This window comes from Shewanella marinintestina, assembly GCF_023283845.1.
GTDB classification, from domain to species: Bacteria; Pseudomonadota; Gammaproteobacteria; order Enterobacterales; family Shewanellaceae; genus Shewanella; species Shewanella marinintestina.
This window is the reverse complement of record NZ_JAKILC010000018.1, coordinates 13,424-36,755: the sequence shown is the minus strand read 5'-3', so window position 1 is coordinate 36,755 and position 23,332 is coordinate 13,424. Positions and strand designations below refer to the sequence as shown.

At 45.7% G+C, this 23,332-nt stretch carries 28 protein-coding genes; 17 read left to right on the top strand and 11 right to left on the bottom strand.

What is annotated here, in order from left to right; genetic code table 11:
- Nucleotides 1-93 precede the first annotated feature (93 nt).
- The 8 genes from flhA to L2747_RS21505 all read right to left on the bottom strand — a co-directional run bounded on the left by flhA (nucleotide 94) and on the right by L2747_RS21505 (nucleotide 6,617).
- A complete protein-coding gene (gene flhA / locus L2747_RS17220) occupies nucleotides 94-2,175 on the bottom strand; it encodes a flagellar biosynthesis protein FlhA (RefSeq protein WP_249000240.1) in 2,082 nt (693 codons plus the stop codon).
- 15 nt (nucleotides 2,176-2,190) lie between these two features.
- Complete coding sequence (flhB, locus tag L2747_RS17215) at nucleotides 2,191-3,324, bottom strand: flagellar biosynthesis protein FlhB (RefSeq protein WP_249000239.1); 1,134 nt, start codon at nucleotides 3,322-3,324, stop codon at nucleotides 2,191-2,193.
- On the bottom strand, nucleotides 3,321-4,100 hold the full coding sequence (gene fliR, locus L2747_RS17210) for a flagellar biosynthetic protein FliR (protein ID WP_249000238.1): 780 nt from the start codon (nucleotides 4,098-4,100) through the stop codon (nucleotides 3,321-3,323). The genes flhB and fliR overlap by 4 nt, the downstream gene beginning before the upstream one ends.
- A gap of 69 nt (nucleotides 4,101-4,169) precedes the next feature.
- A complete protein-coding gene (gene fliQ / locus L2747_RS17205; RefSeq protein WP_249000237.1) occupies nucleotides 4,170-4,439 on the bottom strand; it encodes a flagellar biosynthesis protein FliQ in 270 nt (89 codons plus the stop codon).
- 42 nt (nucleotides 4,440-4,481) lie between these two features.
- Nucleotides 4,482-4,628, bottom strand: a complete 147-nt coding sequence (locus L2747_RS17200) for a hypothetical protein (RefSeq protein ID WP_249000236.1) — start codon at nucleotides 4,626-4,628, stop codon at nucleotides 4,482-4,484.
- 27 nt (nucleotides 4,629-4,655) lie between these two features.
- Nucleotides 4,656-5,384, bottom strand: a complete 729-nt coding sequence (gene fliP / locus L2747_RS17195; RefSeq protein WP_249000235.1) for a flagellar type III secretion system pore protein FliP — start codon at nucleotides 5,382-5,384, stop codon at nucleotides 4,656-4,658.
- A 2-nt stretch (nucleotides 5,385-5,386) separates the two neighbouring features.
- The gene (gene fliN, locus L2747_RS17190) at nucleotides 5,387-5,743 is read right to left on the bottom strand and encodes a flagellar motor switch protein FliN (protein WP_249000234.1); all 357 of its coding nucleotides are present in this window, start codon (nucleotides 5,741-5,743) and stop codon (nucleotides 5,387-5,389) included.
- On the bottom strand, nucleotides 5,736-6,617 hold the full coding sequence (locus L2747_RS21505; protein ID WP_249000233.1) for a FliM/FliN family flagellar motor switch protein: 882 nt from the start codon (nucleotides 6,615-6,617) through the stop codon (nucleotides 5,736-5,738). The genes fliN and L2747_RS21505 overlap by 8 nt, the downstream gene beginning before the upstream one ends.
- 544 nt (nucleotides 6,618-7,161) lie before the next feature.
- Between L2747_RS21505 and L2747_RS17180 the strand changes: the two genes are divergently transcribed.
- The 8 genes from L2747_RS17180 (at nucleotide 7,162) to L2747_RS17145 (ending at nucleotide 15,056) form a co-directional block, all read left to right on the top strand.
- On the top strand, nucleotides 7,162-8,058 hold the full coding sequence (locus tag L2747_RS17180) for a MotY family protein (RefSeq protein ID WP_249000232.1): 897 nt from the start codon (nucleotides 7,162-7,164) through the stop codon (nucleotides 8,056-8,058).
- Entirely contained in the window at nucleotides 8,055-9,362 is a 1,308-nt protein-coding gene (locus tag L2747_RS17175) for a sigma-54 interaction domain-containing protein (protein WP_249000231.1), read from the top strand. Before L2747_RS17180 ends, L2747_RS17175 begins: the two co-directional genes overlap by 4 nt.
- A 28-nt stretch (nucleotides 9,363-9,390) precedes the next feature.
- Nucleotides 9,391-9,729, top strand: a complete 339-nt coding sequence (fliE, locus tag L2747_RS17170; RefSeq protein WP_283107328.1) for a flagellar hook-basal body complex protein FliE — start codon at nucleotides 9,391-9,393, stop codon at nucleotides 9,727-9,729.
- A gap of 74 nt (nucleotides 9,730-9,803) precedes the next feature.
- A complete protein-coding gene (gene fliF, locus L2747_RS17165) occupies nucleotides 9,804-11,522 on the top strand; it encodes a flagellar basal-body MS-ring/collar protein FliF (RefSeq protein ID WP_249000230.1) in 1,719 nt (572 codons plus the stop codon).
- Nucleotides 11,523-11,574: 52 nt separating this feature from the next.
- A complete protein-coding gene (locus L2747_RS17160) occupies nucleotides 11,575-12,561 on the top strand; it encodes a flagellar motor switch protein FliG (protein ID WP_249000312.1) in 987 nt (328 codons plus the stop codon).
- Nucleotides 12,561-13,313, top strand: coding sequence for a flagellar assembly protein FliH (gene fliH / locus L2747_RS17155; protein ID WP_249000229.1), 753 nt, complete (start codon nucleotides 12,561-12,563; stop codon nucleotides 13,311-13,313). Before L2747_RS17160 ends, fliH begins: the two co-directional genes overlap by 1 nt.
- Complete coding sequence (locus L2747_RS17150) at nucleotides 13,303-14,646, top strand: FliI/YscN family ATPase (RefSeq protein WP_249000228.1); 1,344 nt, start codon at nucleotides 13,303-13,305, stop codon at nucleotides 14,644-14,646. The genes fliH and L2747_RS17150 overlap by 11 nt, the downstream gene beginning before the upstream one ends.
- Complete coding sequence (locus L2747_RS17145) at nucleotides 14,643-15,056, top strand: flagellar FliJ family protein (RefSeq protein ID WP_249000227.1); 414 nt, start codon at nucleotides 14,643-14,645, stop codon at nucleotides 15,054-15,056. Before L2747_RS17150 ends, L2747_RS17145 begins: the two co-directional genes overlap by 4 nt.
- Before the next feature lie 45 nt (nucleotides 15,057-15,101).
- Here the strand turns inward: L2747_RS17145 and flgN are convergent, their stop codons facing one another.
- The 3 genes from flgN to flgA form a co-directional block, all read right to left on the bottom strand.
- Nucleotides 15,102-15,560 (bottom strand): flagellar export chaperone FlgN, encoded by a 459-nt coding sequence (flgN, locus tag L2747_RS17140; RefSeq protein ID WP_249000226.1) that lies wholly within the window; start codon nucleotides 15,558-15,560, stop codon nucleotides 15,102-15,104.
- A complete protein-coding gene (gene flgM / locus L2747_RS17135) occupies nucleotides 15,553-15,831 on the bottom strand; it encodes a flagellar biosynthesis anti-sigma factor FlgM (protein ID WP_249000225.1) in 279 nt (92 codons plus the stop codon). The genes flgN and flgM overlap by 8 nt, the downstream gene beginning before the upstream one ends.
- A 110-nt stretch (nucleotides 15,832-15,941) precedes the next feature.
- Nucleotides 15,942-16,688, bottom strand: coding sequence for a flagellar basal body P-ring formation chaperone FlgA (gene flgA / locus L2747_RS17130; protein ID WP_249000224.1), 747 nt, complete (start codon nucleotides 16,686-16,688; stop codon nucleotides 15,942-15,944).
- 84 nt (nucleotides 16,689-16,772) lie between these two features.
- Here flgA and L2747_RS17125 point away from each other — a divergent pair, with 84 nt between their 5' ends.
- The 9 genes from L2747_RS17125 to L2747_RS17085 are packed head-to-tail and all read left to right on the top strand — an operon-like array spanning nucleotide 16,773 to nucleotide 23,308.
- Nucleotides 16,773-17,123, top strand: a complete 351-nt coding sequence (locus L2747_RS17125; RefSeq protein ID WP_249000223.1) for a flagellar basal body rod protein FlgB — start codon at nucleotides 16,773-16,775, stop codon at nucleotides 17,121-17,123.
- A 6-nt stretch (nucleotides 17,124-17,129) separates the two neighbouring features.
- Entirely contained in the window at nucleotides 17,130-17,549 is a 420-nt protein-coding gene (gene flgC / locus L2747_RS17120) for a flagellar basal body rod protein FlgC (RefSeq protein WP_249000222.1), read from the top strand.
- Nucleotides 17,549-18,211, top strand: a complete 663-nt coding sequence (locus L2747_RS17115) for a flagellar hook capping FlgD N-terminal domain-containing protein (protein WP_249000221.1) — start codon at nucleotides 17,549-17,551, stop codon at nucleotides 18,209-18,211. Before flgC ends, L2747_RS17115 begins: the two co-directional genes overlap by 1 nt.
- Nucleotides 18,212-18,233: 22 nt before the next feature.
- Nucleotides 18,234-19,442 (top strand): flagellar hook protein FlgE, encoded by a 1,209-nt coding sequence (gene flgE / locus L2747_RS17110; RefSeq protein ID WP_249000220.1) that lies wholly within the window; start codon nucleotides 18,234-18,236, stop codon nucleotides 19,440-19,442.
- Between the two features lie 9 nt (nucleotides 19,443-19,451).
- The gene (locus L2747_RS17105; RefSeq protein WP_249000219.1) at nucleotides 19,452-20,186 is read left to right on the top strand and encodes a flagellar basal body rod protein FlgF; all 735 of its coding nucleotides are present in this window, start codon (nucleotides 19,452-19,454) and stop codon (nucleotides 20,184-20,186) included.
- 38 nt (nucleotides 20,187-20,224) lie between these two features.
- Nucleotides 20,225-21,010: a flagellar basal-body rod protein FlgG gene (gene flgG / locus L2747_RS17100; RefSeq protein WP_249000218.1), complete on the top strand. Its 786-nt coding sequence runs from the start codon at nucleotides 20,225-20,227 to the stop codon at nucleotides 21,008-21,010.
- A gap of 50 nt (nucleotides 21,011-21,060) precedes the next feature.
- Nucleotides 21,061-21,729, top strand: coding sequence for a flagellar basal body L-ring protein FlgH (gene flgH / locus L2747_RS17095; RefSeq protein ID WP_249000217.1), 669 nt, complete (start codon nucleotides 21,061-21,063; stop codon nucleotides 21,727-21,729).
- 35 nt (nucleotides 21,730-21,764) lie between these two features.
- A complete protein-coding gene (locus tag L2747_RS17090) occupies nucleotides 21,765-22,895 on the top strand; it encodes a flagellar basal body P-ring protein FlgI (protein WP_249000216.1) in 1,131 nt (376 codons plus the stop codon).
- The gene (locus L2747_RS17085; RefSeq protein ID WP_249000215.1) at nucleotides 22,895-23,308 is read left to right on the top strand and encodes a rod-binding protein; all 414 of its coding nucleotides are present in this window, start codon (nucleotides 22,895-22,897) and stop codon (nucleotides 23,306-23,308) included. Before L2747_RS17090 ends, L2747_RS17085 begins: the two co-directional genes overlap by 1 nt.
- Nucleotides 23,309-23,332 lie beyond the last annotated feature (24 nt).

Below are 23,332 nucleotides of genomic sequence, written 5' to 3'. Positions count from 1 at the left end.
TTATAGAGACATAAAAAAGGATAGCGCTTGGCTATCCTTTTCACTCTCTGTACTAAACTGCTTACAGCTAGACAAAGCCCTAATAGACTGCGTTTAACCTAGCTGTCCCGCTACCATTAACTCGCGTGTTTCAGGAATTTCATTGTAAGACAACACATGCAGACCACGAGCAAACGCCAACGCATAACGCGCTAAAATAGGCCGTAACTGCGGTGATACTAATAACAGCGGACTGTGGCCGTGCTCTTTAGCTTGCGCCAATAATTGCGGCATACGCTGCTGTAGTTGCGCCAATAATTGTGGGTCCACCGGAAAGCTATCTAACGAGCCCTTACCTTGTTGCTGTGACTGATTTAATGCCGACATTAAAGTTTGTTCAAGATCCGGTGCTAAAGTCATAACGTTAAGCTTAAGTGTAGCACCTACAATTGAATGTAAAATTGAATTTCGTAACGCGCAACGCACATCTGCCGCGAGTAACACAGGATCTTTACTGTTTTCGCTACAATCAAGCAAAGTGGTTGCAATGGTACGAATATCTTTTAAAGACACTTGCTCTTTTAGCAGTAATCTATACACCTTCAACTGCAATATCGGCGTTAGAGCACTATTGAGCGACTCGGCTAATTTCGGACTCTGCTTCGCTAAACGGTCACTCAAAGACAGCACATCATCATGTTGCAACATATCGGGTAAAGTCTCGCGAATGAGCTTACTCACATGGGTTGCAATCACCGTCGCGTTATCCACCACGGAGTAACCCAAATTAAGAGCCTTAGCTTTATTGTCTTGCTCAATCCATACCGCATCCATTTGGTATGCTGGTTCTTTGGTGATCACGCCATCAATCTCACCAAATACCGGACCACTCTTAATAGCCATCAAGCGATCAGGATCTAACTCAGCAGTTACAACAGGGTTACCCATCAAGCTTATTTGGTAAGCATTAGGCGCCAAAGACAAGTTATCGCGCACTCGCACCTCAGCCAGTAAAAATCCCGCCTGCTCTGACAATGTGCGCCTAATACCGGTTAAACGTTTTTGTAGCTCAGCCCCTTTACTGCGCTCCACCAAATGTACTAAACGATAACCTAAACGCACTTCAATCAAATCCGTGTATGGCAATGCATCCCAGCTAGGTGCCGAGGGCTCGGTTAAGGTCGTCTCACGTTGCTGCGCTATTTCAGCTGCAGCAATTTCAGGCTCTCGCAAACTTTGCTTCCAAGCGACAAAACCCAATAACGCCGCAAAAGATAAGAAAACAAAAGTTGGCATTCCCGGTACAATGCCTAAAATCAGCATTACAATTGCCGATGTCGCTAACGTCTTAGGATTAGCAAGTAATTGTTGTCTAAGTTGCTCCGGCATCTCTTCCGCATCAGATACCCGGGTGACAATAATTGCTGCTGCAGTTGCCAGTAATAAAGACGGGATCTGTGCAACCAAACCATCACCAATGGTAAGCAAGGCGTAAGTCTTAAATGCCTCGCTTGCACTTAAGTCGTGCATAAAGATACCGATGGCTAAACCACCGAGCATATTAATCGCTAAGATCAAAATACCGGCTATCGCATCACCACGCACAAACTTCGAGGCGCCATCCATTGAGCCATAAAAGTCAGCTTCACGAGCCACTTCTTGACGACGATCTCGCGCTTGCTCTTGGGTCAACACGCCCGCGTTCAAGTCAGCATCAATTGCCATCTGTTTGCCGGGTAATGCGTCTAAGGTAAAGCGCGCCGAAACTTCAGAGATGCGCTCTCCCCCCTTGGTGATGACCACAAAGTTGATAATCATTAGGATTAAGAAGATAACGCCACCGACAACATAGTTGCCGCCAATAACCACTTCACCAAAGGCTTGAATGACCTTACCTGCGGCATCGCCCCCTTCATGGCCTTCAATCAATACCACGCGGGTTGAGGCTACGTTCAAGGTAAGTCGTAGCAGGGTTGCTAGTAGCAGGACCGTTGGGAATACCGAGAACTCTAATGGCCGGCGAATCGAGACGCCAACTAGCAGCACCATAACTGCCAAGACGATGTTAAAGGTAAACAGAATGTCGAGTAACCAAGGCGGCAAAGGCAAAATAACCATGGCCAACACCGCCAACAACATGATTGGAATACCTATATAGCTTGGGCTACCAGCAAAAACGCGCGAAAACCATTTCATTAATTCAAATAACCTTTAATCATGTTGTAAGTTTTTAGGAATAAAGAAGTGCGGCAAAGGTTCTGGTTTTGCCTGCATCCCTTGCCTTGCAGCGCGTAGCTGCATCACATAAGTTAGTACGTGAGCAATCGCGACAAATAGCCCGGCTGGGATCTGTTGTTCAATCTGGGTTGAGTAATAAATTGCCCGGGTTAACGGAGGCAGCTCAATCACTTCAATATCGTGGCGCTTTGCAATATCTCGCATATAAAGAGCCAGCTCATCAGTGCCTTTAGCCACCACATATGGCGCATCCGCTTTATCCAAATCATATTTAAGTGCCACTGCGTAATGACTCGGGTTTACCAATAAAACATCAGCCTTGGGAACTGAAATATCAGCTCTTGAGCGGCTCATTCTTTGTTGCATTTGGCGAATTTTGGCTTTTATCTCAGGTTTACCATCTTGTTGTTTATGTTCATCTTTCACCTCTTGCAAAGACATTCTCAGCTCTTTGTGGTGATGCCAATACTGATATGGCACATCAATAAAGGTAATCAACAGTAAACCTAACCCCAAATACAGCATGGCTAAACTGAGCATATCTAGCCCACGCGTAACCGCTTCATCTACAGGTAGTTGACTAATCGCCATTAGCGCTTGAAAGTTTTTCTGTAAAAAGACCCACATAATACCCAACAGCAGCACTATCTTGAGTATCGACTTAACCAACTCGACCAAAGACTTAACCGATGCTATGCGGCCTAAACCTGCAATAGGATCGATTCGGCTATATTTGAAATTGGCATTATTAAAACTAAAAATCAGCCCACCCGGCATCGCTCCTGCAACCATGGCAATGATTGCCACCATTAAAAAGAGTGGTCCAAGAATATTAAGGATCTCTAACAGCGAGTGCGCCATATGCCGCGTCATCATCCCCGGCTCATCTAATTGCGCTTTGGTAAAAGACATATTCATTCGAGTCAGCTCAGCGACTCGCGTAGCTATCCAATCACCGGTCGTAGTCAGCATTAATGAACAGCCAATAATAAGTGCTGAAGCAGCAAGATCTTTTGAGCGTGGTACTTGCCCTTGTTCACGGGCTTTACGTAACTTTTGTGGGGTCGCTTTTTCAGTTTTACTTTGGCCGCTATCTTTATTGCTCATGGCGTACCTCCAATAAACTGGTACATGGCAGATAGCGCATCTAAGCAAAGGTCGCTATAACGGCTAGGCAAACCGCTGAACGAAAAGAAAACACAAAGTAATCCCATCAACATCGACATCGGAAAGCCCAGAGCAAATACATTTAAGGATGGGGCGGCACGGCTTAACACACCAAACGTAAAGTTAACCACTAACATGGCTAAAATCGCCGGCAAAGCCAGCATAAAAGCTGCGGCAAAAATCCATGCAAAACGAGCAATTAGCCCCATTAAAGGTAATTCAAACACCCCCATGCCAATGGGCCACAACCTAAAACTGTCGACTAATACGCCAATCGCCACCAAGTGACCATCGAGAGCCAAGAACAGTAAGGTTCCATAAAGCATAAACCACAAGCCCAAAATGGGGTTACTACCACCACTAGACGGGTCGTTCATGACCGCCATTGAAAGGCCCATTTGCATCGACATCATGGCACCAAAAAGGGTCATTACGTGGATCATAATTGACAGAAATAGTGCCAACATAAAGCCAATTAAAAGCTGTTCAACAGCTAGAATTAGCGCTTGAAAAGAAACAGCATCAACCTGTGGTACAGGCGGTAGTAGCGGAGCAATTAATGCTGAAATACTCATTGCTAAAAGAATACGCACCGTGGAGGGGATATAATTATTACCCAAAAAAGGCATCACCATAAATGCCCCCATTATGCGGCAAAATGGCCACCAGAAAGTTCCGATAAACGCGCTGATCTGCACTGATGTTAACGACAGCAAAGAGAAGCCCTTAGCCTGTAAGCAACAAAACCATTCATCTTAAAAGCGAGCAGCAACAGAGGTTTCCCCTTAGCCAATAAGGTGTGGAATGTTCATAAAGAGGCGATCGAAGAAATCGCAAATCTTCATCAGTAGCCACTCACCCGCAAAAACCACCATCAGTAAGGTAATGATCAGTCGCGGCAAAAAACTCAAAGTTTGTTCGTTAACTTGGGTTGCCGCCTGAAAGACCGCTATCAGTAAACCGACCAATAAACCTGGCACCACCAATACACCAACCATGGCGACGACCAGAAATATCGCTTCAGCAAACATTGCAGTAAGCTCGTTGACATCCATTACTTAACTCCCAAAAACTGCTAGCTCATTTATGCTCACAGCCTATGCCTCAATACCTGTAAGCAAAGCAATCACTGCAGGCCAGTCATTTAGAGCAACCAAGGCTAACATCACACCACCCAGCAACAGGTAAAGTGTGTCAGTAAAAGAGATGTACAGCAGCGCTGTATCGTTGTTATTGAGCTTCATAAGCAAACAATCGCCATTGGTAAAAGATTATCCATAACTGGCTACCAGAGTGCTTACTGTCATCGACCAACCGTCGACTAATACAAACACCATCAGCTTAAATGGAAGAGAAATAATAAGGGGTGACAACATCATCATACCCATAGACATCAAGACACTGGCGACGACCAGATCGATCACCAAAAATGGTAAGAAGATTAAAAAGCCTATCTGAAACGCTGTTTTTAGCTCACTCAATACAAATGCAGGCATCAATACAAAGAAAGGGATCTCTTCGGCTGTAAGTGTTGTAGGTTCATCGGCAATCTTAAGCATCTGCTCCAGGTCAGTTTCACGGGTTTGCGCTAACATAAACTGTCGTAATGGAATTTCAGCGCGAGCAACCGCTTCAGTTAGCTCTATTTGACCTAAGTCATAAGGTAGAAAAGCCTCATCGTAGATAGCTTGCCCTGTTGGGCGCATAATGAAGATAGTCATGACTAATGCGATGCCAATCAGTACCTTATTGGGTGGGCTTTGCTGCAAGCCTAATGCTTGTCGTAAAATAGCCAATACCACAATAATCCGCGTAAAGCTGGTTAGCATCATCAGCAATGCGGGTAGAAAACTTAGCACTGTCATCAGTGCCAAAATTTCTAATTTAACGTTAACAGCTTGGGTTTTATCCCCATCAGCTAATGAAAATAAGGTAAAACCGTCCCCTGCATAAGCAGTAGATGAGAAACTTAGCAATACAAGCAGCAACACTCGCCACATAGTTAGTCAATGGCTCCGGTTAAACTTGTGGCTTCAACCTCAAGTAAACGCACACCATAACGACCATTCACCTCAACCACTTCGCCGCGACCGAGTAAGGCACCATTAACCCGAATATCCAATGGCTCACCAACCATACGATCAAGAGCCACTACATCTCCCTCGCCCATTTGAGTTAGCTCGCCTAAAGACATTTCCACACTAGCAAGCTCCAAAGTCACATGTACCGGTAGCTGCTGAAAGAAAGACATATCCTTAACAGGCTTTGCCGACGCTTTGGTTTCACCAATTGCGGTATCTGCAAAAAAATCGTCATCCAATAAAAAATCATCATCTTGCAAAATACTATTGTCAGCCATTGGGTTGCTCCTCCATTAAAAAGACTTCTTGGGTCAATTTAGCCACTAACTGCCCTTCATGGGTGTGCACTGTGGCGTAAAAAAGTGGACGCTTACCTACCGTCATAGGGCAGCGAGAATGTAAATTCATAGGTAAGATGTCACCCACTGCAAGTCGCTGCAGAGAGGTAACAGGCATGCTTTGATGCCCGAGTTCGACAAGAGTTTTCACCGGAATTTGCTTTAATCTATGGGCTAATTTATCCGCTAAATACGGATCAGCTTGAAAATGGCTTGGTTGTTCTGCCATTAATTCGAGTAAATGTTCAGCCATATAAAAATAAATTGGCGAACCGTGGTGACCTGTAGGAAAACTCAATTCGCAGCAAACTGGCGGAGCAATAGGCGTTTTGCTCATTACCAACTCCAGCTCGAGTTTACTGATATCAATTTCAGTAATTGGCAAGGTTGTAATTGCAGCTGTCATTAGGCGTTTTACCAAACGAAACTCTGATTGGCTCGGCGCACGTAACGGCGAAGCCATCACTGTTGAGTAACAGCCATAATAGCTACTTGCCAACTGATCTAGGATGCATTTATCCATAGACCACCAACCTAATTCAACTCGGTTATAGCTTAGCAAAAACCAAGCATGGTCAAGCTCTGGAACTAAAGGCTCATTGTTAACGCTGAGCGAGATATTAGATACGCCATAATGACCCTGCCTTGTTATTGGCAAAAGCAATTCATTGACCACATCCATCATTAAACGCTGGCATGATTCTAATTGTAATAAAAGTCGGCTACGAGCTAACTTTTCTTTAATTAATACAACTGGCCTAACTTTAATGCCGAGGCTGGATTTAATTAGATTAGCTTTCGCGGTAGTTTTCACCCTAAATTCCTCAACAACATAGCGTCAATATATCGACGCAATAACTAAAAAAGCTATTAAAATGACTAGCGACAAAATATCAACTCAAAAAAACAAAACAAATTAACGTCAAAAAAACCACATTAAATTAATTGAGGATTTAATTAATCATCCTAAACAAAAATTAAGCGCAAATAACAAATTATAAGGCGACCGAATCAAGCAAAAACTTTAACCAAAATTAAATTATTTTATAAATAAATAATAAAAACCATAAAATCAAAGACTTGAAACCATACAGCAAACTAAAAACCACTATAACAGCTAATAAAACAGCCAGTGTCATTATTAGATAATCTGTAATGGATGATGGTTTTAAAACAGTTTTATTGATTCTGCAAGAGTTTTACACATATTAACCAAAAGTATTTACTTAAAATTTGATTTAAATGAAAAATAAAAATAAAAGAGTTTTACATAATTTAATATTACGTGTTTAATTGGCAACCTTAAAAATAGAATTATAAAAAACACAACATCTTCTACATTTAAGGGTTATGACAAATTGAAAGCCTCAGTTTATATATTGCTCTGTCTAAACGTTGTTTTTGTTGCCGTCACTAATAATGCTTTGGCTGTAACAAATAACTATAAAACACATCTAGAAAAAGCCCTATGGGATTTTTCTGGGGATGCTTTTGGCTGTGAAATAACCCATAGAGTGCAAAGTTTCGGCACACTAAAACTCATAGCAAAGCCTGGCGAGGCGATAACGCTAACTTTACAAAGCGACTGGTTAGACCTAAATAATAACCAGAGTCTCGCCTCTGTAATATCTCCAGCGTGGCAGGCCAAAAACAGTCTACAACCTCCAACGACTGTACTTAACTGGCATGGCGTGAGTGCCTCTAGTCAAAAAAATACCGCAGCCTTCTTAGAAGCGTTAGAACAAGGGCTCACTTGGCAAATCGCTATTTCTACAGCCGAAACAAATTATCAAGTGAGTTCTAGCCCTGTCGCCACTCAGAAAGTAGCAAACCAATTTCGTATTTGTCGGCAACAACTTTTACCACAGCCTTTTAGCTACTTGCGCCGTTTAGATTTACGCTTTGCGAGTAACTCCAGCCATCTTTTGGCTTCCCATGAACAAGATTTATATGCGGTCTACCGTTACCTTCAAGCCGATCCAAGTATTAAAGAAATTCTCATCGATGGTCATGCAGACGCATCAGGCGATCACTTAACAAACCTTTTGCTCAGCAAAGAACGGGCTGACGAAGTGATGTCTCGACTCATTGAGCTTGGGGTGCCAATCAGCATGATTCAAGTTCGCCACCACGGTAATAGAGCACCAATAGCCAGCAATAATGATGTTACAGGGCGAGAATTAAATCGTCGTGTCAGCTTGCGCTTGGTTAAGTCAGCCACGAATAAAATGGCCTATCAAGGAGCATCCAAGTGAATCATACGAGTTTAAGATTTATCGATGCACAACTCCCAACATCAAGTGTGGATCTATTAGCCCAACAAGGATTTCACTTATGGCAAGAATCCGATAATACGTGCCCTTGGCTTAGTTTGGTTAACCTATCGGAGTGCAACCTAGACAGTGTTACACGGCAATTGCAGCGCTACCCTGGCAAGCATCAAGTCGCCTTATTGGAACCTGAGCAAACAGAGCTTGCGAGTATGGCCATGCAATCAGGCGTTCAAGATTACTTACTACTACCAATTGATCAAAACCAACTCTGCTCGCTATTACAAAGATTACGCCGTTTAGAGTTACCCAATAATGAGCTTATTTGTGCAGCGCCAGTAAGTAGGCAACTACTCATGCTTGCCCATCGCGCAGCAAGTACTGAAGCAACTGTGCTATTAACTGGCGAAAGCGGAACAGGTAAAGAGCCTTTAGCGAGATATATTCACCGTCACTCTAATCGAGCCGAGCAACCTTTTATCGCGATTAACTGTGCAGCAATTCCGGAAAGCATTTTGGAATCGATTCTTTTTGGTCATGTTAAGGGGGCTTTTACTGGTGCTAATGTTGATCAGGCTGGCAAATTTGAATTAGCCAATAACGGCACGCTTTTACTCGATGAAATCGGCGAAATGCCACTACTCCTGCAGGCAAAATTATTGCGCGTGTTGCAAGAAAGAGAAGTTGAGCGCTTAGGTAGCCATAAATCAGTAAAGCTCAATATTCGCGTTATTGCGGCGACCAACAAAGATCTTCGCCAAGCCGTTAAAGATGGCAGTTTCAGAGAAGACCTTTTCTATCGTTTAGATGTGCTACCAATAAAAATATTACCTTTGCGCCAACGTCGCGAAGACATTCTGCCTATCGCAGAACACTTTCTACAACGTTACAAAATGCTTGCCGCAGATCAGCCTTGTTACTTCAGCGAGCAAGCACGTAACCTGCTTTTATGTCACGACTGGCCTGGAAATGTTCGCGAACTTGAAAACACCATACAACGCGCACTAGTTATGCGCCGCGGCCAAGCGCTGCAAGCAGAAGAACTAGGTTTAGTCACTCAAACAGGTGAGCGTCTATGCGAACCGAATGAGTTAGGGCTTAAAGCCTCAAAACGCCATGCAGAATTTCAATACATTATCGATACATTGAAGCGCAACAATGGCCAGCGTAACCACACCGCAGAGGCACTTGGCATGACCACCAGAGCGTTGCGATACAAGCTAGTGCAAATGAGAGAACAAGGTATTGATATCGATAATATCTTGGCGCAATCAGGTCACGCCGCTTAAACCAGAATCAGATTTTTAAGGATCATCCATGTCAAATGCCAGTATCACTAGCCCTCAGTTACTCATGCAGCAAATGAGTATTCACACTGAAATGGCAAAAGGTGCAATCAAAGTAGGCCCTAACCCACGGGATTTTGGTTTTCAGCCTGCTTCATTTACTGAGTTAATGAAGCAAAAAGTCTCAGCTATTAATGCCGACCAAAACGCTTCATCAGCGCTAGTTCGGGCAGTTGATAGTGGCCAAAGTAGTGACTTAGTCGGGGCGATGGTTGCCTCACAAAAAGCCAGCTTGTCATTTTCAGCCATGATTCAAATTCGAAATCGCTTAGTACAAGCATTCGATGACGTCATGAAAATGCCTATTTGAACCTTATTAACTTCATTACTAATTCGATAACGCTTAACAAGCGATTGGCCTTTTTAAGCTAGGATAACTAAAACATGTCAACCACATTGACTCAAACCAGCCCTGCAATAACAGACGCTTCAGGTAAAAGTGATCACCTTGGCACCCTAAAACAAAAATGGCAGCAATTCAGCTTAGGCGACCGTCATGCAGCAACGCTGGCGATTATGGCCATTGTTGCCGCCTGTGTGATTGTTTTAATGCTTTGGAGTACAGGTCAAGGTTATAGCCCTTTGTATGGTGACCAAGAGAATGTCGAAACCTCACACATTATTGAGGTGTTAGATAGCGAAGGTTTAAGTTATCGACTTGACCCAACAAGTGGTCTAGTACTCGTGCCTGAAGATAAACTAGGTCACGCTAGAATGCTACTCGCCGCTCGTGGCGTAAAAGCTAAAGTTCCATCGGGCATGGAATCTCTCGATGCATCGGCGATTGGTACCAGCCAATTTATGGAGCAAGCCAAATACCGCTACAGCCTTGAAGGCGAGCTGTCGCGCACCATTATGGCGTTAAAGGCGGTAAAAACTGCCCGCGTTCACTTAGCAATCCCAAAGAAAACCCTGTTTATTCGCCAAAAACCTGAGCTACCAACAGCATCAGTCATGCTCGATCTTTATACTGGTCAACACCTAAAAGCTGAGCAAGTCACTTCAATTGCCAACCTTGTTGCCGGTAGCGTAACCGGTATGACATCAGAGCAAGTACAGATTGTCGACCAAGAAGGCAATCACCTAAGCGCCGAGCTCAATGCTAACCAAGACATGACACAAGCTCGTGACAAACAACTGGAATACACCCAAGAGCTAGAGCAGATCTTAATTAACCGAGCTTCGAGCATGTTACTTCCAGTTCTTGGGCAAGATAATTTCCAAGTACAAGTCGCAGCTAAAGTAAGCTTTAACGAAGTTGAAGAAACTCGCGAGTCAGTTGATCCGCAAACGGTTATCAGTCAAGAAAATCAGAGCACTAACCAAAGCAATGGAGACATGGCGCTGGGGATCCCCGGAGCGCTGAGCAATCAACCACCGACAGCCGATCCTGCAGCCAATAACGCCAGCAGCAATCTAAATCAAACCCAAAGTCGTCAGTTTGAAGTTGGCCGCTCGGTTAAACACACCCGCTATCAGCAAATGCAGCTAGAAAGCCTATCGATTGCTGTATTGTTAAATAACCAAGCCGCTGGGGACACTGGCTGGACACAGCCACAGCTAGACCAAATTAGTAATATGGTACAGGGCGCAATCGGTTACACCGCAAACCGTGGCGATCAATTCAGTATCAGCAGCTTTAATTTTGCCCCGGTCAAAGCCGTGGTATATGAGCCGCTTCCTTGGTGGCAAGCTGACAGTTATCAAGCTTACCTACGCTATTTAATCGGCGCGATTTTGGGTCTAGGCATGATCTTTTTTGTACTACGACCATTGGTCCAACACCTTACTCGCACCGTAGAATACGGTAGTCAAGATGCCAACCAAGACTCTGCGATTCCGTTAATGCCACCAGCTGCAGAAGCCAATGAAGCGTTAGCTAATTCACAGCAAGCTGATGCGCTAATGTCACTCGATAACGTCAAAACAACGAACGGTTGGACTAGCACCCTTAGTCTGCCAGAACCTGGTTCACCACTAACGGTGCAGATGGATCATCTGACCTTACTGGCTAACCAAGAACCTGCACGCGTAGCTGAGGTGATATCTCATTGGATCAGTGAGCGCGAAAACGAAAACGAACCGCAGCACCAACAGGCTTAGCCCATAAACATAGGTAATCTACATCGTGAACAACAATGCAATCACACTAAAAATGGACAACCTAGAGCAAGCAGCCATGCTTTTACTTAGCATGGGTGAAGAAGCTGCGGCTCAAGTTATGGCGCACTTAGACAGAAATGATGTTCAACACTTAAGCTATAAAATGGCGCGACTCTCGAGCATTACCCAACATGAAGCTGAAGCCGTTATCGGTCGTTTTTTCAATCGATACCAAGAGCAATCAGGTATTGCCAGAGCGTCTCGTTCATACCTGCAAAAAACTTTAGATCTTGCCCTTGGAGATCGTGTAGCTAAAGGCCTGATTGATACCATTTACGGTGACGAAATCAAAACCTTAGTAAAACGTTTAGAGTGGGTTGACCCACAGTTGCTTGCTCGTGAAATTGCCAATGAACATTGCCAATTACAAGCGGTATTGCTCGGACTACTGCCACCAGAAAATGCTGCTTTAGTTCTGCAAAGCTTACCGGCAGAAGATCAAGACGGCGTATTACTGCGAATAGCTCAACTCGGAGATATTGACCGCGAAGTGGTTAATGAGCTTAAACAATTGGTAGAACGCTGCATGCTAAATGCTATGGACAAAAGCCATACCCAAGTTAGCGGTGTGCGCCAAGTTGCCGACATCCTCAATCGCTTTGACGGCAACCGTGAGCAACTTATGGAGATGCTCAAGCTACATGACAAACAACTCGCGAATAATGTTGCAGACAACATGTTTGACTTCATTATTTTGGGTCGCCAAAAGCCTGAAACCTTGCAAGCGGTCATGGCAGCAGTGCCTGCCGACGTACTTGCTCTCGCGCTAAAAGGCATCGACAACGACTTAAAGCAAGCATTACTTAGCGCGCTACCTAAACGTATGTCATCGGCAATAGAAACCCAAATGGAAGCGATTGGCACAGTACCATTAAGCCAAGCAATTGCGGCTCGTAAAGAGATTATGGAGCTAGCAAAACAGATGATGGATGATGGCGAAATAGAGCTACAACTCTTTGAAGAGCAGGTTGTTGAATAATGAATGACACAGTAAATAAAGCCGATCCACGTTGGCGTTTAGTTGGCCAGCACCCTCGCCGTCACCGTTTTTCACCATTAATTGAAACTGGAGCCCCGAGCGAGACAGAAGGCGCTGGCTGGCAGGACTTTCAACAAGCTTTCGATAAAGGCTATGACGAAGGTGTGCAAAAGGGTCATCAAGCAGGTTTTAGCTCAGGTGAAGAAGAGGGACGTCAGGCTGGCTATGCAACAGGTTTTAACCAAGGTCGTATTGAGGGGCAACAAAAAGGCAAAGATAATGTTGAAGACCAACTCAACAGCTTGATTGCGCCTTTAGGGGCACTGCAAGCGGTACTTGAAGAGGGCCATAATCAGCAAATATTGCAGCAACAGTCGTTAATTCTCGACTTAGTACGCCGAGTATCGTTGCAAGTGATCCGCTGTGAACTCACCTTACAGCCACAACAAATTCTCACACTCATTGAAGAAACCCTAGCAGCACTGCCAGATGATCCTAGCAAGGTTAAAATTCACTTAGAACCAAGCGCCGTTGATAAGCTTAACGAGTTGGCTGCCGACAAGGTTAAGTCTTGGAGCCTAGTGCCAGATGCCAGCATTAGTGCCGGCGGTTGCCGCATCGTAAGTGATACTGCCGATGCTGATGCCTCAGTTGAAACACGCTTAAACCGCTGTATGACGCAAGTGGAGACGCATCTACAACAGATGCCACTAGCAGCTAAAGAACAACACGAGGCCAACGTTGAAGCTTAATGCTGATATCTTAAATTGGCCCAAAATCCCTGTCGCTCAAGTCTATGGTCGCTTAACCAGAGTTAACGGTCTCTTACTTGAAGCCGTGGGCTGTCAACTCGCCACTGGCGACCGTTGCCATATCGAATGCCGAGATAATCATTTAGTTGAAGCCGAAGTCGTCGGGTTTTACAAAGACACCCTTTGCTTAATGCCGATTGAACACGCCAGCGGATTAATGCCCGGTGCGCGGGTGATGCCAATTGAAGGCCGTTACCAGATCCCTTCAGGTATGGGATTGCTTGGCCGAGTACTCGACGGTTTAGGTCAACCTTTAGATGATTTTGGCTGTATCAAACATTTGCCCCAAGTGCCTTTGCAATTTAAAACCACCAACCCGCTCAAACGTAAACCCATTACCGAACCGCTAGATGTAGGTATTCGGGCCATCAATGCCCTACTCCCTGTCGGCCGCGGGCAGCGCTTAGGACTTTTTGCTGGTTCAGGCGTGGGTAAAAGTGTCCTGCTGGGCATGATGACTCGCTTTACAGAGGCCGATATTGTTGTGGTTGGTCTCATTGGTGAACGTGGCCGTGAGGTGAGAGAGTTTATTGAAGAGGCATTAGGTGAAGAGGGACGAAAACGCGCAGTTGTCATTGCAGCCCCAGCTGATACCACGCCCTTAATGCGAATGCGCGCCATGCGCTTATGTCATCAAGTTGCTGCAGGTTACCGCGACCAAGGCAAGCAAGTATTAATGCTGGTTGACTCTTTAACTCGCTACGCTCAAGCGCAGCGTGAAATAGCGCTTAGCTTAGGTGAGCCACCTGCAACCAAAGGCTATCCGCCATCAGCATTTGCTTTGCTACCTAGCTTAGTAGAAATGGCGGGCAACAGTCAGCACCCTAGCGGCACCCTCACCGCCTTTTATACCGTATTAACCGAGGGCGATGATCAGCAAGACCCTATTGCCGATTCTGCCCGAGCAATCTTAGATGGCCATATAGTGCTAAATCGCAAGCTTGCGGAACAAGGTCATTTCCCGGCTATTGATATTGGTGCATCGGTAAGTCGTTTAGCCTCGCAAGTGGCGGCACCGATGACGCTAAAGCAAGGGCAATGGTTCCGTCACCTCAATAGCCGCTATAACGAAGTAAAAGAGCTACTGCCACTTGGTGGCTACCAAGCAGGCCATGATCCAGAAATGGATATGGCTGTTAACGCTTATCCGCAAATGTCTGCATTTTTGCGTCAAGAAACCCGTACTCTAGCCGACCTTCCTCAAAGTCTAAGTGCTTTAGAGTTACTTGTGACTCAAATGGGGTTTTCGTTAACGACCGAGCCGCATAAATGAAGCAGCTACAGCGACTATGCCAACAAGAAGAGAAAAAGCTCAGTCAACTGGGACAGCAGAAAAATAGCGCTCAACAACAAATCAACCGGATTGAGCAGCAAAAGCAACAACTAGGTCAAATGATCAGCGACTACTCAGAGGTTAATAGCCGCTGCGCCTCTGCGATGTTGTTGCAGAATAATGCGCAGATGTGCCAAGTCATCGAACCTATGCTTAAACAATTGACCCGCAAACAGCTATTACTACAACAAGAGCAGCATCGTGTGCATGGTTTATGGCATAAGCAACTTGGGCGTCAACAAAGCATACAGTGGCTTTACAATGAGCGTTTGCAACAAGGTAAACAGTTACAGCAGAAGCAAGAACAAAAACAGTTGGATGACCTAGCGGCGCGTTATGTTCGCAGCTAGTTATAGCCAAAATAGATAATACCGTTTATCAGGTCTTTAACGGTTTTACAGGGTTCGCATTGCACCATAATCAAACTTATTGTCGCCACCTGGATGAAGCAATTGGCTAATCACCTCTTGCTGCGCCACTAACAATTTGCCATTAGCCTCGTTCACCTGCTGACTTTCCTTAACCGTAATCAGTAAGTTTTGCCATAACAGCGTCACTTGACCTGCCGAGGCTGGCGGCATTTTATTGATCAAACTTTGCATGCCACTCGCGTTACCTGCAAAACCTAAAGACTCTAGCATCTGTCGACGTAGATCTGCCTTATACATTAAGTCTTCGCACAAGCTAGATTGCAGCTTGTTATGCAGGTTAAGGCCTCGATTATCACGACACTGCATCAGCTCTCGCTGACGATTCAACAGCTTTTTTAACTGCTTATAGCTTTCGGTATCTTGCTTAATACCACGCACTATCGCCTGTACTAATTCACGCTTACTAGGCACTGCATTATCCATGTTGTTGAACCATAGTTTCCGCAAGTTGCTCTAGATTTAGCTCAAAACTACCATCAATTAATGATTGGCGTATTTGCGCAACTTTACCTAAATCAAAGTCAGGTAACTGTTCTAACTGAGGCTGTGCAGATTCAATAAGACGACAATCGTCACTCACTTCCTGCTGAGGTTTAATGACAGCTGACGCCTCAGCAAGTGGCATGACAGGGGTTTTGCTCTTGCTCATCGCCAATTCAGTATGGATTGTGCTATTTAACTTACTAATTTCCATAACGGTTATCTCAAATTCGCTTACTAAGTAATTAAAGCGACACTTTGGCTTCAATCTGAAATAACTGCGGCATTTTTTTAGCCATGATTTAACCGGCTCACGGCAAATAATTAAAACTGAGTCGCTACACGTCCAGGTGCAAGTGGATAAGCAAAAATGACCTTACCAGAACTCAGGTTTCTAACTCTAATAGCCTCTCCCGCACCACCCGCCTCTAACGCTTCGCCCTGCATCTTGGCATAGAAACCATTACTACTCGCTTCAATAATCACTCGGTCACCAATATTTACCCAGTTAGGTGCCGTGACCTGCACCGCTTTTATGGCTTTATAACGACGAATTTTACGCTGCACTTGCTGACCTACAATCTGTTTTGCATCGGTGATTAAGTCTTTGTCACGTGCTCCCAGCCCAATGCTTTTCCACTCAATATCGGCCGCAGTAATCAACTCACCCCGCTTGAGTACTCGATTAAGTACTGGGATGGTTGCAGTCACAGCGACAGAGGCTCGCACATACAAACTCCAACCAAGTTCCTGACAACTGATCTTGCGCTGAACATTACCAATTGGAATGCCGCTGGCAGCATCGACAGCTAATTTTTTAGGACACAGTGGCAAGCGCTTAGCTCCTGATGGGACTTTAATATTCAGCATAAAGTCGACCTGTTTTAAGCCTGCCTGCTGCTGCCATTGGCGTATTTCAGTACTAAGCAACTGCTGTAGAGCATACTCAATCTGCTCTGGCGTTGTGTGGCTTGTTTGCGCTGCACTAAGCTGCGGAAATAAACAGGAAACAATGAAGAGGAAGTAGGAAATAGAGATTCCGTTACTTGACACCAAATTAAAGCAAACCATTGAAAATCCTAATTTAATAATACTGGCACACTAATTGATTGTTCATGCAGCAATAAATTTGGACATACCATACTAGGAGTCGTAATGGCTATCAACCTCGATGCCGCATTAGGCATTCACCCACACACACTCGACTTTCGCGTTGAGCGCAGCAAAGTCTTGGCAGGTAACTTAGCCAATGCCGAAACTCCTGGCTACAAAGCACGTGATCTCGACTTTAAAAATGTGATGTTGCAGATCAATGCAGGCATGTCTCCAGAGCGTAATTTTCAAGCAAGCTATCGTGTGCCTTACCAAACCTCGGCCGACCAAAATACGGTTGAGCTAGGTAAAGAACAAGCGCGCTACTCACAAAATGCGATGGATTACCAAACCAGCCTGACTTTTCTCAATATGAAGATTTCAGGTTTACGCACAGCAATCGAAGGTCAGTAAACCACTATGTCATTTGCAGAAATCTATCAAATTGCTGGTGCGGGAATGAACGCCCAAACCATTCGTTTAAATACCGTTGCTAGTAACTTAGCTAACGCTGGTGCTGCGGCTGAAAACCCAGACGAGGCCTTTCGCGCCCTGAAACCCGTGTTTTCGACCATTTATCAGCAAACCCAAGAAGGCCAAGTGGCAGGGGCTCATGTTGAAGTTGCGGCAATAGTGCAGTCCGATGCGCCGCTCGACTTACGTTATGAGCCAGACCATCCCTATGCCGATGAACAAGGTTACGTAGCCTACTCCAACGTTAACACCGTAGAAGAAATGGCCGACATGATGGCGGCAAGCCGTTCATTTGAAACCAATGTTGAAATCATGAATCGAGCCCGCTCAATGCAGCAAGGCTTACTGCAACTGGGAGCGAAATAATGAACGTCACTAGCGCAACTAATAACAACACTAATCCTGTTGATGCCATCGTTAACTCTCCGGGTAACGACGCCGCATCCATCAAGAACGAATTTATGACCTTGATGATTGCCCAAATCCAAAACCAAGATCCTACCAACCCAGTTGATGGCACAGAATACGTAACTCAGCTGGCACAGTTTTCTCAGGTAGAGAGCTTGGAGCAGATGCGCGCTAACCAATCGACACAAATGGTGATTATGGAAAACCTTGGCATTGTGCAATCAGCACAACTAGTCGGTAAAGACGCTATGGTGCCAGCCTCAGAGTTCAACATCGAAGAGGAGCCGCTAGAGGGAAAAGTCTTCCTAAATAATGCCGTCGAAGAACTCAATATCGATATCGTCGACGCCAATGGTGAAGTGGTACATACCCTAAATTTAGGTTCACAAGAAGTCGGTGACACACCTTTTACTATCGACCCTAAAGCATTAGGCCTACCTGCTGGCGAATACAGCATTGTTGCTAATACCACTGCGGGTGAAGTAACCAAGAAAGCTGACACATTTGTAAAAGCAGAAATCGAAAAAATTCATTTTATCAGCGCGTCAGGAATGATGATGGCTGAACTAGGTAATGGCCTTGGCACGATTTCCGTGCTGGAAATCTCTGAAGTTTCATAACTAATTTTCAAGGACTTAATTTATGTCGTTCAATATTGCGTTAAGTGGCTTACAAGCAACCACACAAGATCTCAACACCATCAGTAATAATATCGCTAACTCGTCGACAGTCGGGTTTCGTGGTGGTCGCAGTGAGTTTTCAGCGATTTACAATGGCGGCCAAGCCGGTGGCGTAAACGTAATGTCCACCAGCCAAAACTTCAGTAGTAGCGGTAGCTTAACTTACACTGGACGCCAGTTAGATATGGGCATTCAGGGGGAAGGCTTTTTCGTACTAAGTGGCCAAGATGGCACCACCACTTACGCTAGAGCCGGCATGTTTAACCAAGATGCTAATGGTTTTGTTACCGACCCAGCAGGCAACCGCTTACAAGGTTACTCAGTTAGCGCAGCAGGAAATCTGCAAACAGGTAACGTAGCCGACCTACAAGTACAAGCGGGTTCATTACCAGCAAAAGCCACCAGCGATATTGGCTTGGTTTCAAACTTAGATGCTCGCGTAGAGGCTATAGACCCAGCGGTGACACCTTTCGACTCAGATGACGCTTCAACCTACCACTCATCAAGTACTGTTACGGCTTATGACTCGCTAGGAAAAGAGCATGCATTAACCCAGTATTACGTTAAGACTGACGACAATACTTGGTCTGTGCACTACATGATGGGTGACACCGATGTAACGCCAACAGGTGGTCATGAACTAGAGTTTGACTCAGACGGTATGCTGACTAGCGGCGCAGATATCAGCCTAGATATTACCGACCCGAATATTGTTGGTGGCGCGTCAGATCTCAACCTCGCTCTAAGCTATGACAAGAGTACCCAGTATGCCTCTGATTACAACAACTCTAGCCTTAGCCAAAACGGTTACACCTCTGGTGAGCTAAACGGCATCCGCTTAGATGAAAGCGGTATGCTTTTTGGTACTTACACCAACGGCCAAGAACAACTACAAGGCCAAGTGGTACTGGCTGACTTTAACAATCCTAACGGTTTAACGCCGATCAGTAATAACGCATGGACCGCGACTAATGCCGCTGGGCAGCCAATTATTGGTACGCCAACAACCGGCACCTTAGGCGCAATTGCGGGGGGGTACCTTGAAGGCTCAAACGTCGATACCACCGCTGAGATGGTCAACCTAATGACCGCCCAACGCAACTACCAGTCCAACGCCAAAGTGTTAGACGCTAACTCAACCATGCAGCAAGCCTTGCTGAACGTGATTTAGGCCTAATCCATGGACAGAATGATTTATACCGCAGCCAAGGGTGCCGCCAGAGTCATGGAGGCGCAAGCTATTCGCGCCAACAATTTGGCCAATGCTGACACAACGGGGTTTAAAGCAGACTTAGAGCGCGTTAATGCCATGACTGTAGCCGCAACCGGTAACAGCTTGCAGACCCGCGTGCTAGCGCAAACCCAAAGCAGTGGCTTTAGCCAGCAAAGCGGCGCCATGAACCCAACTGGCAGAATCTTAGATCTGGCGATTAATGACGCAGGTTTATTTGCCGTTATGACTGAAGACGGTGAAGGCTATACCCGCTCAGGTGCGATTCAGCCAGATGAAAATGGCCAATTAACCCTAGATGGTCGCCCTGTTGCCGGAGTTGATGGGCCAATTGTGCTACCAGAGTACCGCGAGCTATTTGTTGGTGAAGATGGCCGACTCAGCATAGTGGCTGACGAAGGTGGCGTGATTGAAGAAGTTGGCCAGCTTAAGCTAGTTAATCCCGATATCAACACGATGAGCAAAGGCTTAGATGGCTTACTTTATACCCAAGACCGCCAACCTTTACCTGTTAATGCCGAGGTGACGGTCAGTAGTGGGTTTCTTGAAGCCAGCAACGTGCAAGCCGTAAGCGAGCTTATTGCTGCAATGGACTTAAGTCGCCAATTTGAAGTGCAAGTCAAACTGATGAAGAGTGCCGAAAAGCTGGCAGAAGCAGGTAACCGCCTGTTACGTGACGCCTAATCTCAGTTTTTGAAGCCTATTTTTAAGGAAATACCGCTATGCAATCAGCTTTATGGGTCAGTAAAACCGGCTTAACCGCCCAAGATACTAAGATGACCACCATTGCCAACAACTTGGCAAACGTAAACACCACCGGCTTTAAACGCGATCGTGTGGCATTTAATGATCTGTTTTATCAAGTGCAGCGCCAACCTGGTGGCCAAGTTGATGAGCAAAACGAACTGCCATCGGGTTTACAGCTAGGTACTGGTACTCGCGTAGTTGGCACGCAAAAGGTATTTACCCCAGGTGACATGCTGACCACTAATCAGCAGTTAGATTTAGCGATTGAAGGCCAAGGCTTTTTCCAAATTGAAGAAGCCAATGGTGAAGTCAGTTTTTCACGTGACGGTCAATTCTACCGTGACAGCGAAGGCTTAATGGTCACCTCTCAAGGCTTACCTTTAGTACCCAATATTGAGATCCCTGAAGACGCTCTAACGGTGACGATTGCCAGCGACGGTGTGGTATCGGCACAAATGGCTGGTCAAGCCGACGCCCAAGAGCTAGGGCAAATTACCTTGGTTAACTTTACCAACCCAGCAGGTCTTGAGGCTCGTGGCAACAACCTTTACCGCGAAACAGGTGCATCAGGCGCCGCCGTTGAAGGCATTGCAGGTGACCAGGCTTTAGGCCAGATCCGCCAAGGCGCACTCGAAGGCGCTAACGTTAACGTTGTTGAAGAGATGGTTGAGATGATCTCAACCCAACGAGCTTATGAGATGAATGCCAAAGTGGTATCAGCGTCAGATGACATGCTCAAGTTCTTAAACCAAGCGCTGTAAACCAGCACGCTATCGACTAACAAATGATGATATTCAACATAGGAGCCCGTATGCAATCTCTTTGGTTAAGCTTAGCAATGGCAATGTTATTGTCTGGCTGTATTGCTCATATTCCAGAAGCAGATACTGCGCCGGGTAAACCTGAGTGGGCTCCACCAGAAATCGATTACAGTCTGCCACCAGCAGAAAATGGCAGTGTTTATCGTCCTGGATTTATGCTGACGTTATTTAAAGATAAACGTGCATTTCGCGAGGGCGACATTCTTACCGTCGCTCTCGACGAAAAGACTTACTCAAGCAAACGTGCCGACACCAAAACCAGTAAAACAGGCGGAATGTCGATTGATGGCCAAGCTACCACGGGTAGTAACGCTATCAGCGGCAACGGCGAAGCAAATATGGGACGCTCGTTCAATGGCACAGGCTCTAGCACTCAGCAAAACCAATTGTCGGGCTCTATTACTGTAACCGTCGCTAAGGTTCTCCCCAACGGTGCACTGCTTATCCGTGGTGAAAAGTGGCTACGCCTCAACCAAGGTGACGAATACCTGCGTCTACTTGGGCTTATTCGCGCCGATGACATTGGTAACGACAACACAATTTCCAGCCAACGTATTGCCGATGCGCGCATAATTTATGGCGGCCAAGGCGCCATTTCAGATAGCAATCGAATGGGTTGGGCGGCGCGATATTTTAACAGCCCATGGTTCCCATTGTGATCAGCCGTTTCCGTGTAAAAGTCAGGATTGTGTTAATGAAAAAAATTGCCCTGTTTATCGCCAGCGTACTGTTGAGCCTATCATCTTTGCTACCCGTCCAAGCTCAGGTACAGCACAGATATTTAATGGATATTGTTGATGTACAAGGGATCCGTGATAACCAACTTGTAGGTTACGGATTAGTCGTTGGCTTAGATGGCACCGGTGACCGTAATCAAGTGCGCTTTACCAGCCAGTCTATCGTCAATATGTTGAAGCAGTTTGGGGTGCAGATTGATGATAAAACCGATCCAAAGTTAAAAAACGTGGCTGCGGTCGCGGTACATGCCACAGTGCCACCATTAGCAAGTCCCGGACAAACATTAGATATCACAGTGTCATCACTCGGTGATGCTAAGAGTTTACGTGGAGGTACGCTACTGATGACACCTATGCGCGCTGTTGATGGCGAAATTTATGCTGTTGCCCAAGGCAATTTAGTGGTTGGCGGCGTCTCGGCGCAAGGTCGAAATGGCAGCTCTATTACCATTAACGTGCCAACCGTAGGCAATATTCCCAACGGCGCCCTACTAGAAGCCGATATGAGCAGTGACTTTAACGATAACGAAAATATCGTGCTTAACCTTATCGATCCCAGCTTTAAAACGGCCCGCAACATTGAGCGTGCAGTCAATGAGTTATTTGGCCCTGACGTTGCTGAAGCAGACAGCAGCGCCAAAGTGATTGTACGTGCGCCAAAATCAAATCGTGAACGCGTGACCTTTATGTCAATGCTTGAAGAACTACAAATTGAACAAGGGCGTAAATCACCACGAGTGGTATTTAACAGCCGCACAGGCACAGTTGTAATGGGCGGTGACGTCGTGGTGCGTAAAGCGGCTGTTAGTCATGGCAACCTTACCGTCACCATAGTTGAAAAAGAATCGGTAAGCCAACCCAATGGTGCCTACTTAGGCCAAGCGCAGGGCGAAACCGTGGTTACTACCGACAGCCAAGTCGATATTGATACAGGCAATGGGCATATGTTTGTCTGGCCAGAAGGCATTGCGCTTAATGATGTGGTGCGTGCAGTCAACAGTTTAGGCGCATCACCTATGGATCTCATGGCCATTTTACAAGCCTTAAATGAAGCCGGTGCGCTTGAAGCTGAATTGGTGGTGATCTAATGAAAATCGACAATAACCATAGTTATCTTAACCAGCTTGATGCCGGCGACTTAATCAAAGCTAACGGCGAGTACGGCGCACTTAAACTAGTTAGTCAGCAGTTTGAAGCACAGTTTTTACAAACCGTATTAAAGCAAATGCGATCAGCTTCTGATGTGATGGCTGATAAAGATAGCCCTCTGTCGTCGCAAAATGACGGTATGTATCGCGACTGGCATGACGCCGAACTTGCAGGCCGTTTAAGCCAGATGCAAAGCACGGGGTTAGCTGAGGTAATGACTAAACAATTATCGGCAGGACTTAAGTCTAGCCCTGAGACGGTCGCCTCTAATAATCAACCAAACAATGGGCCGACAACTCACGCGATGCAACCTGCATTGATACTGCCCTTTATTAGCAAATTACCTGAGTAAATGAACAAGTAATTAACTCATTTA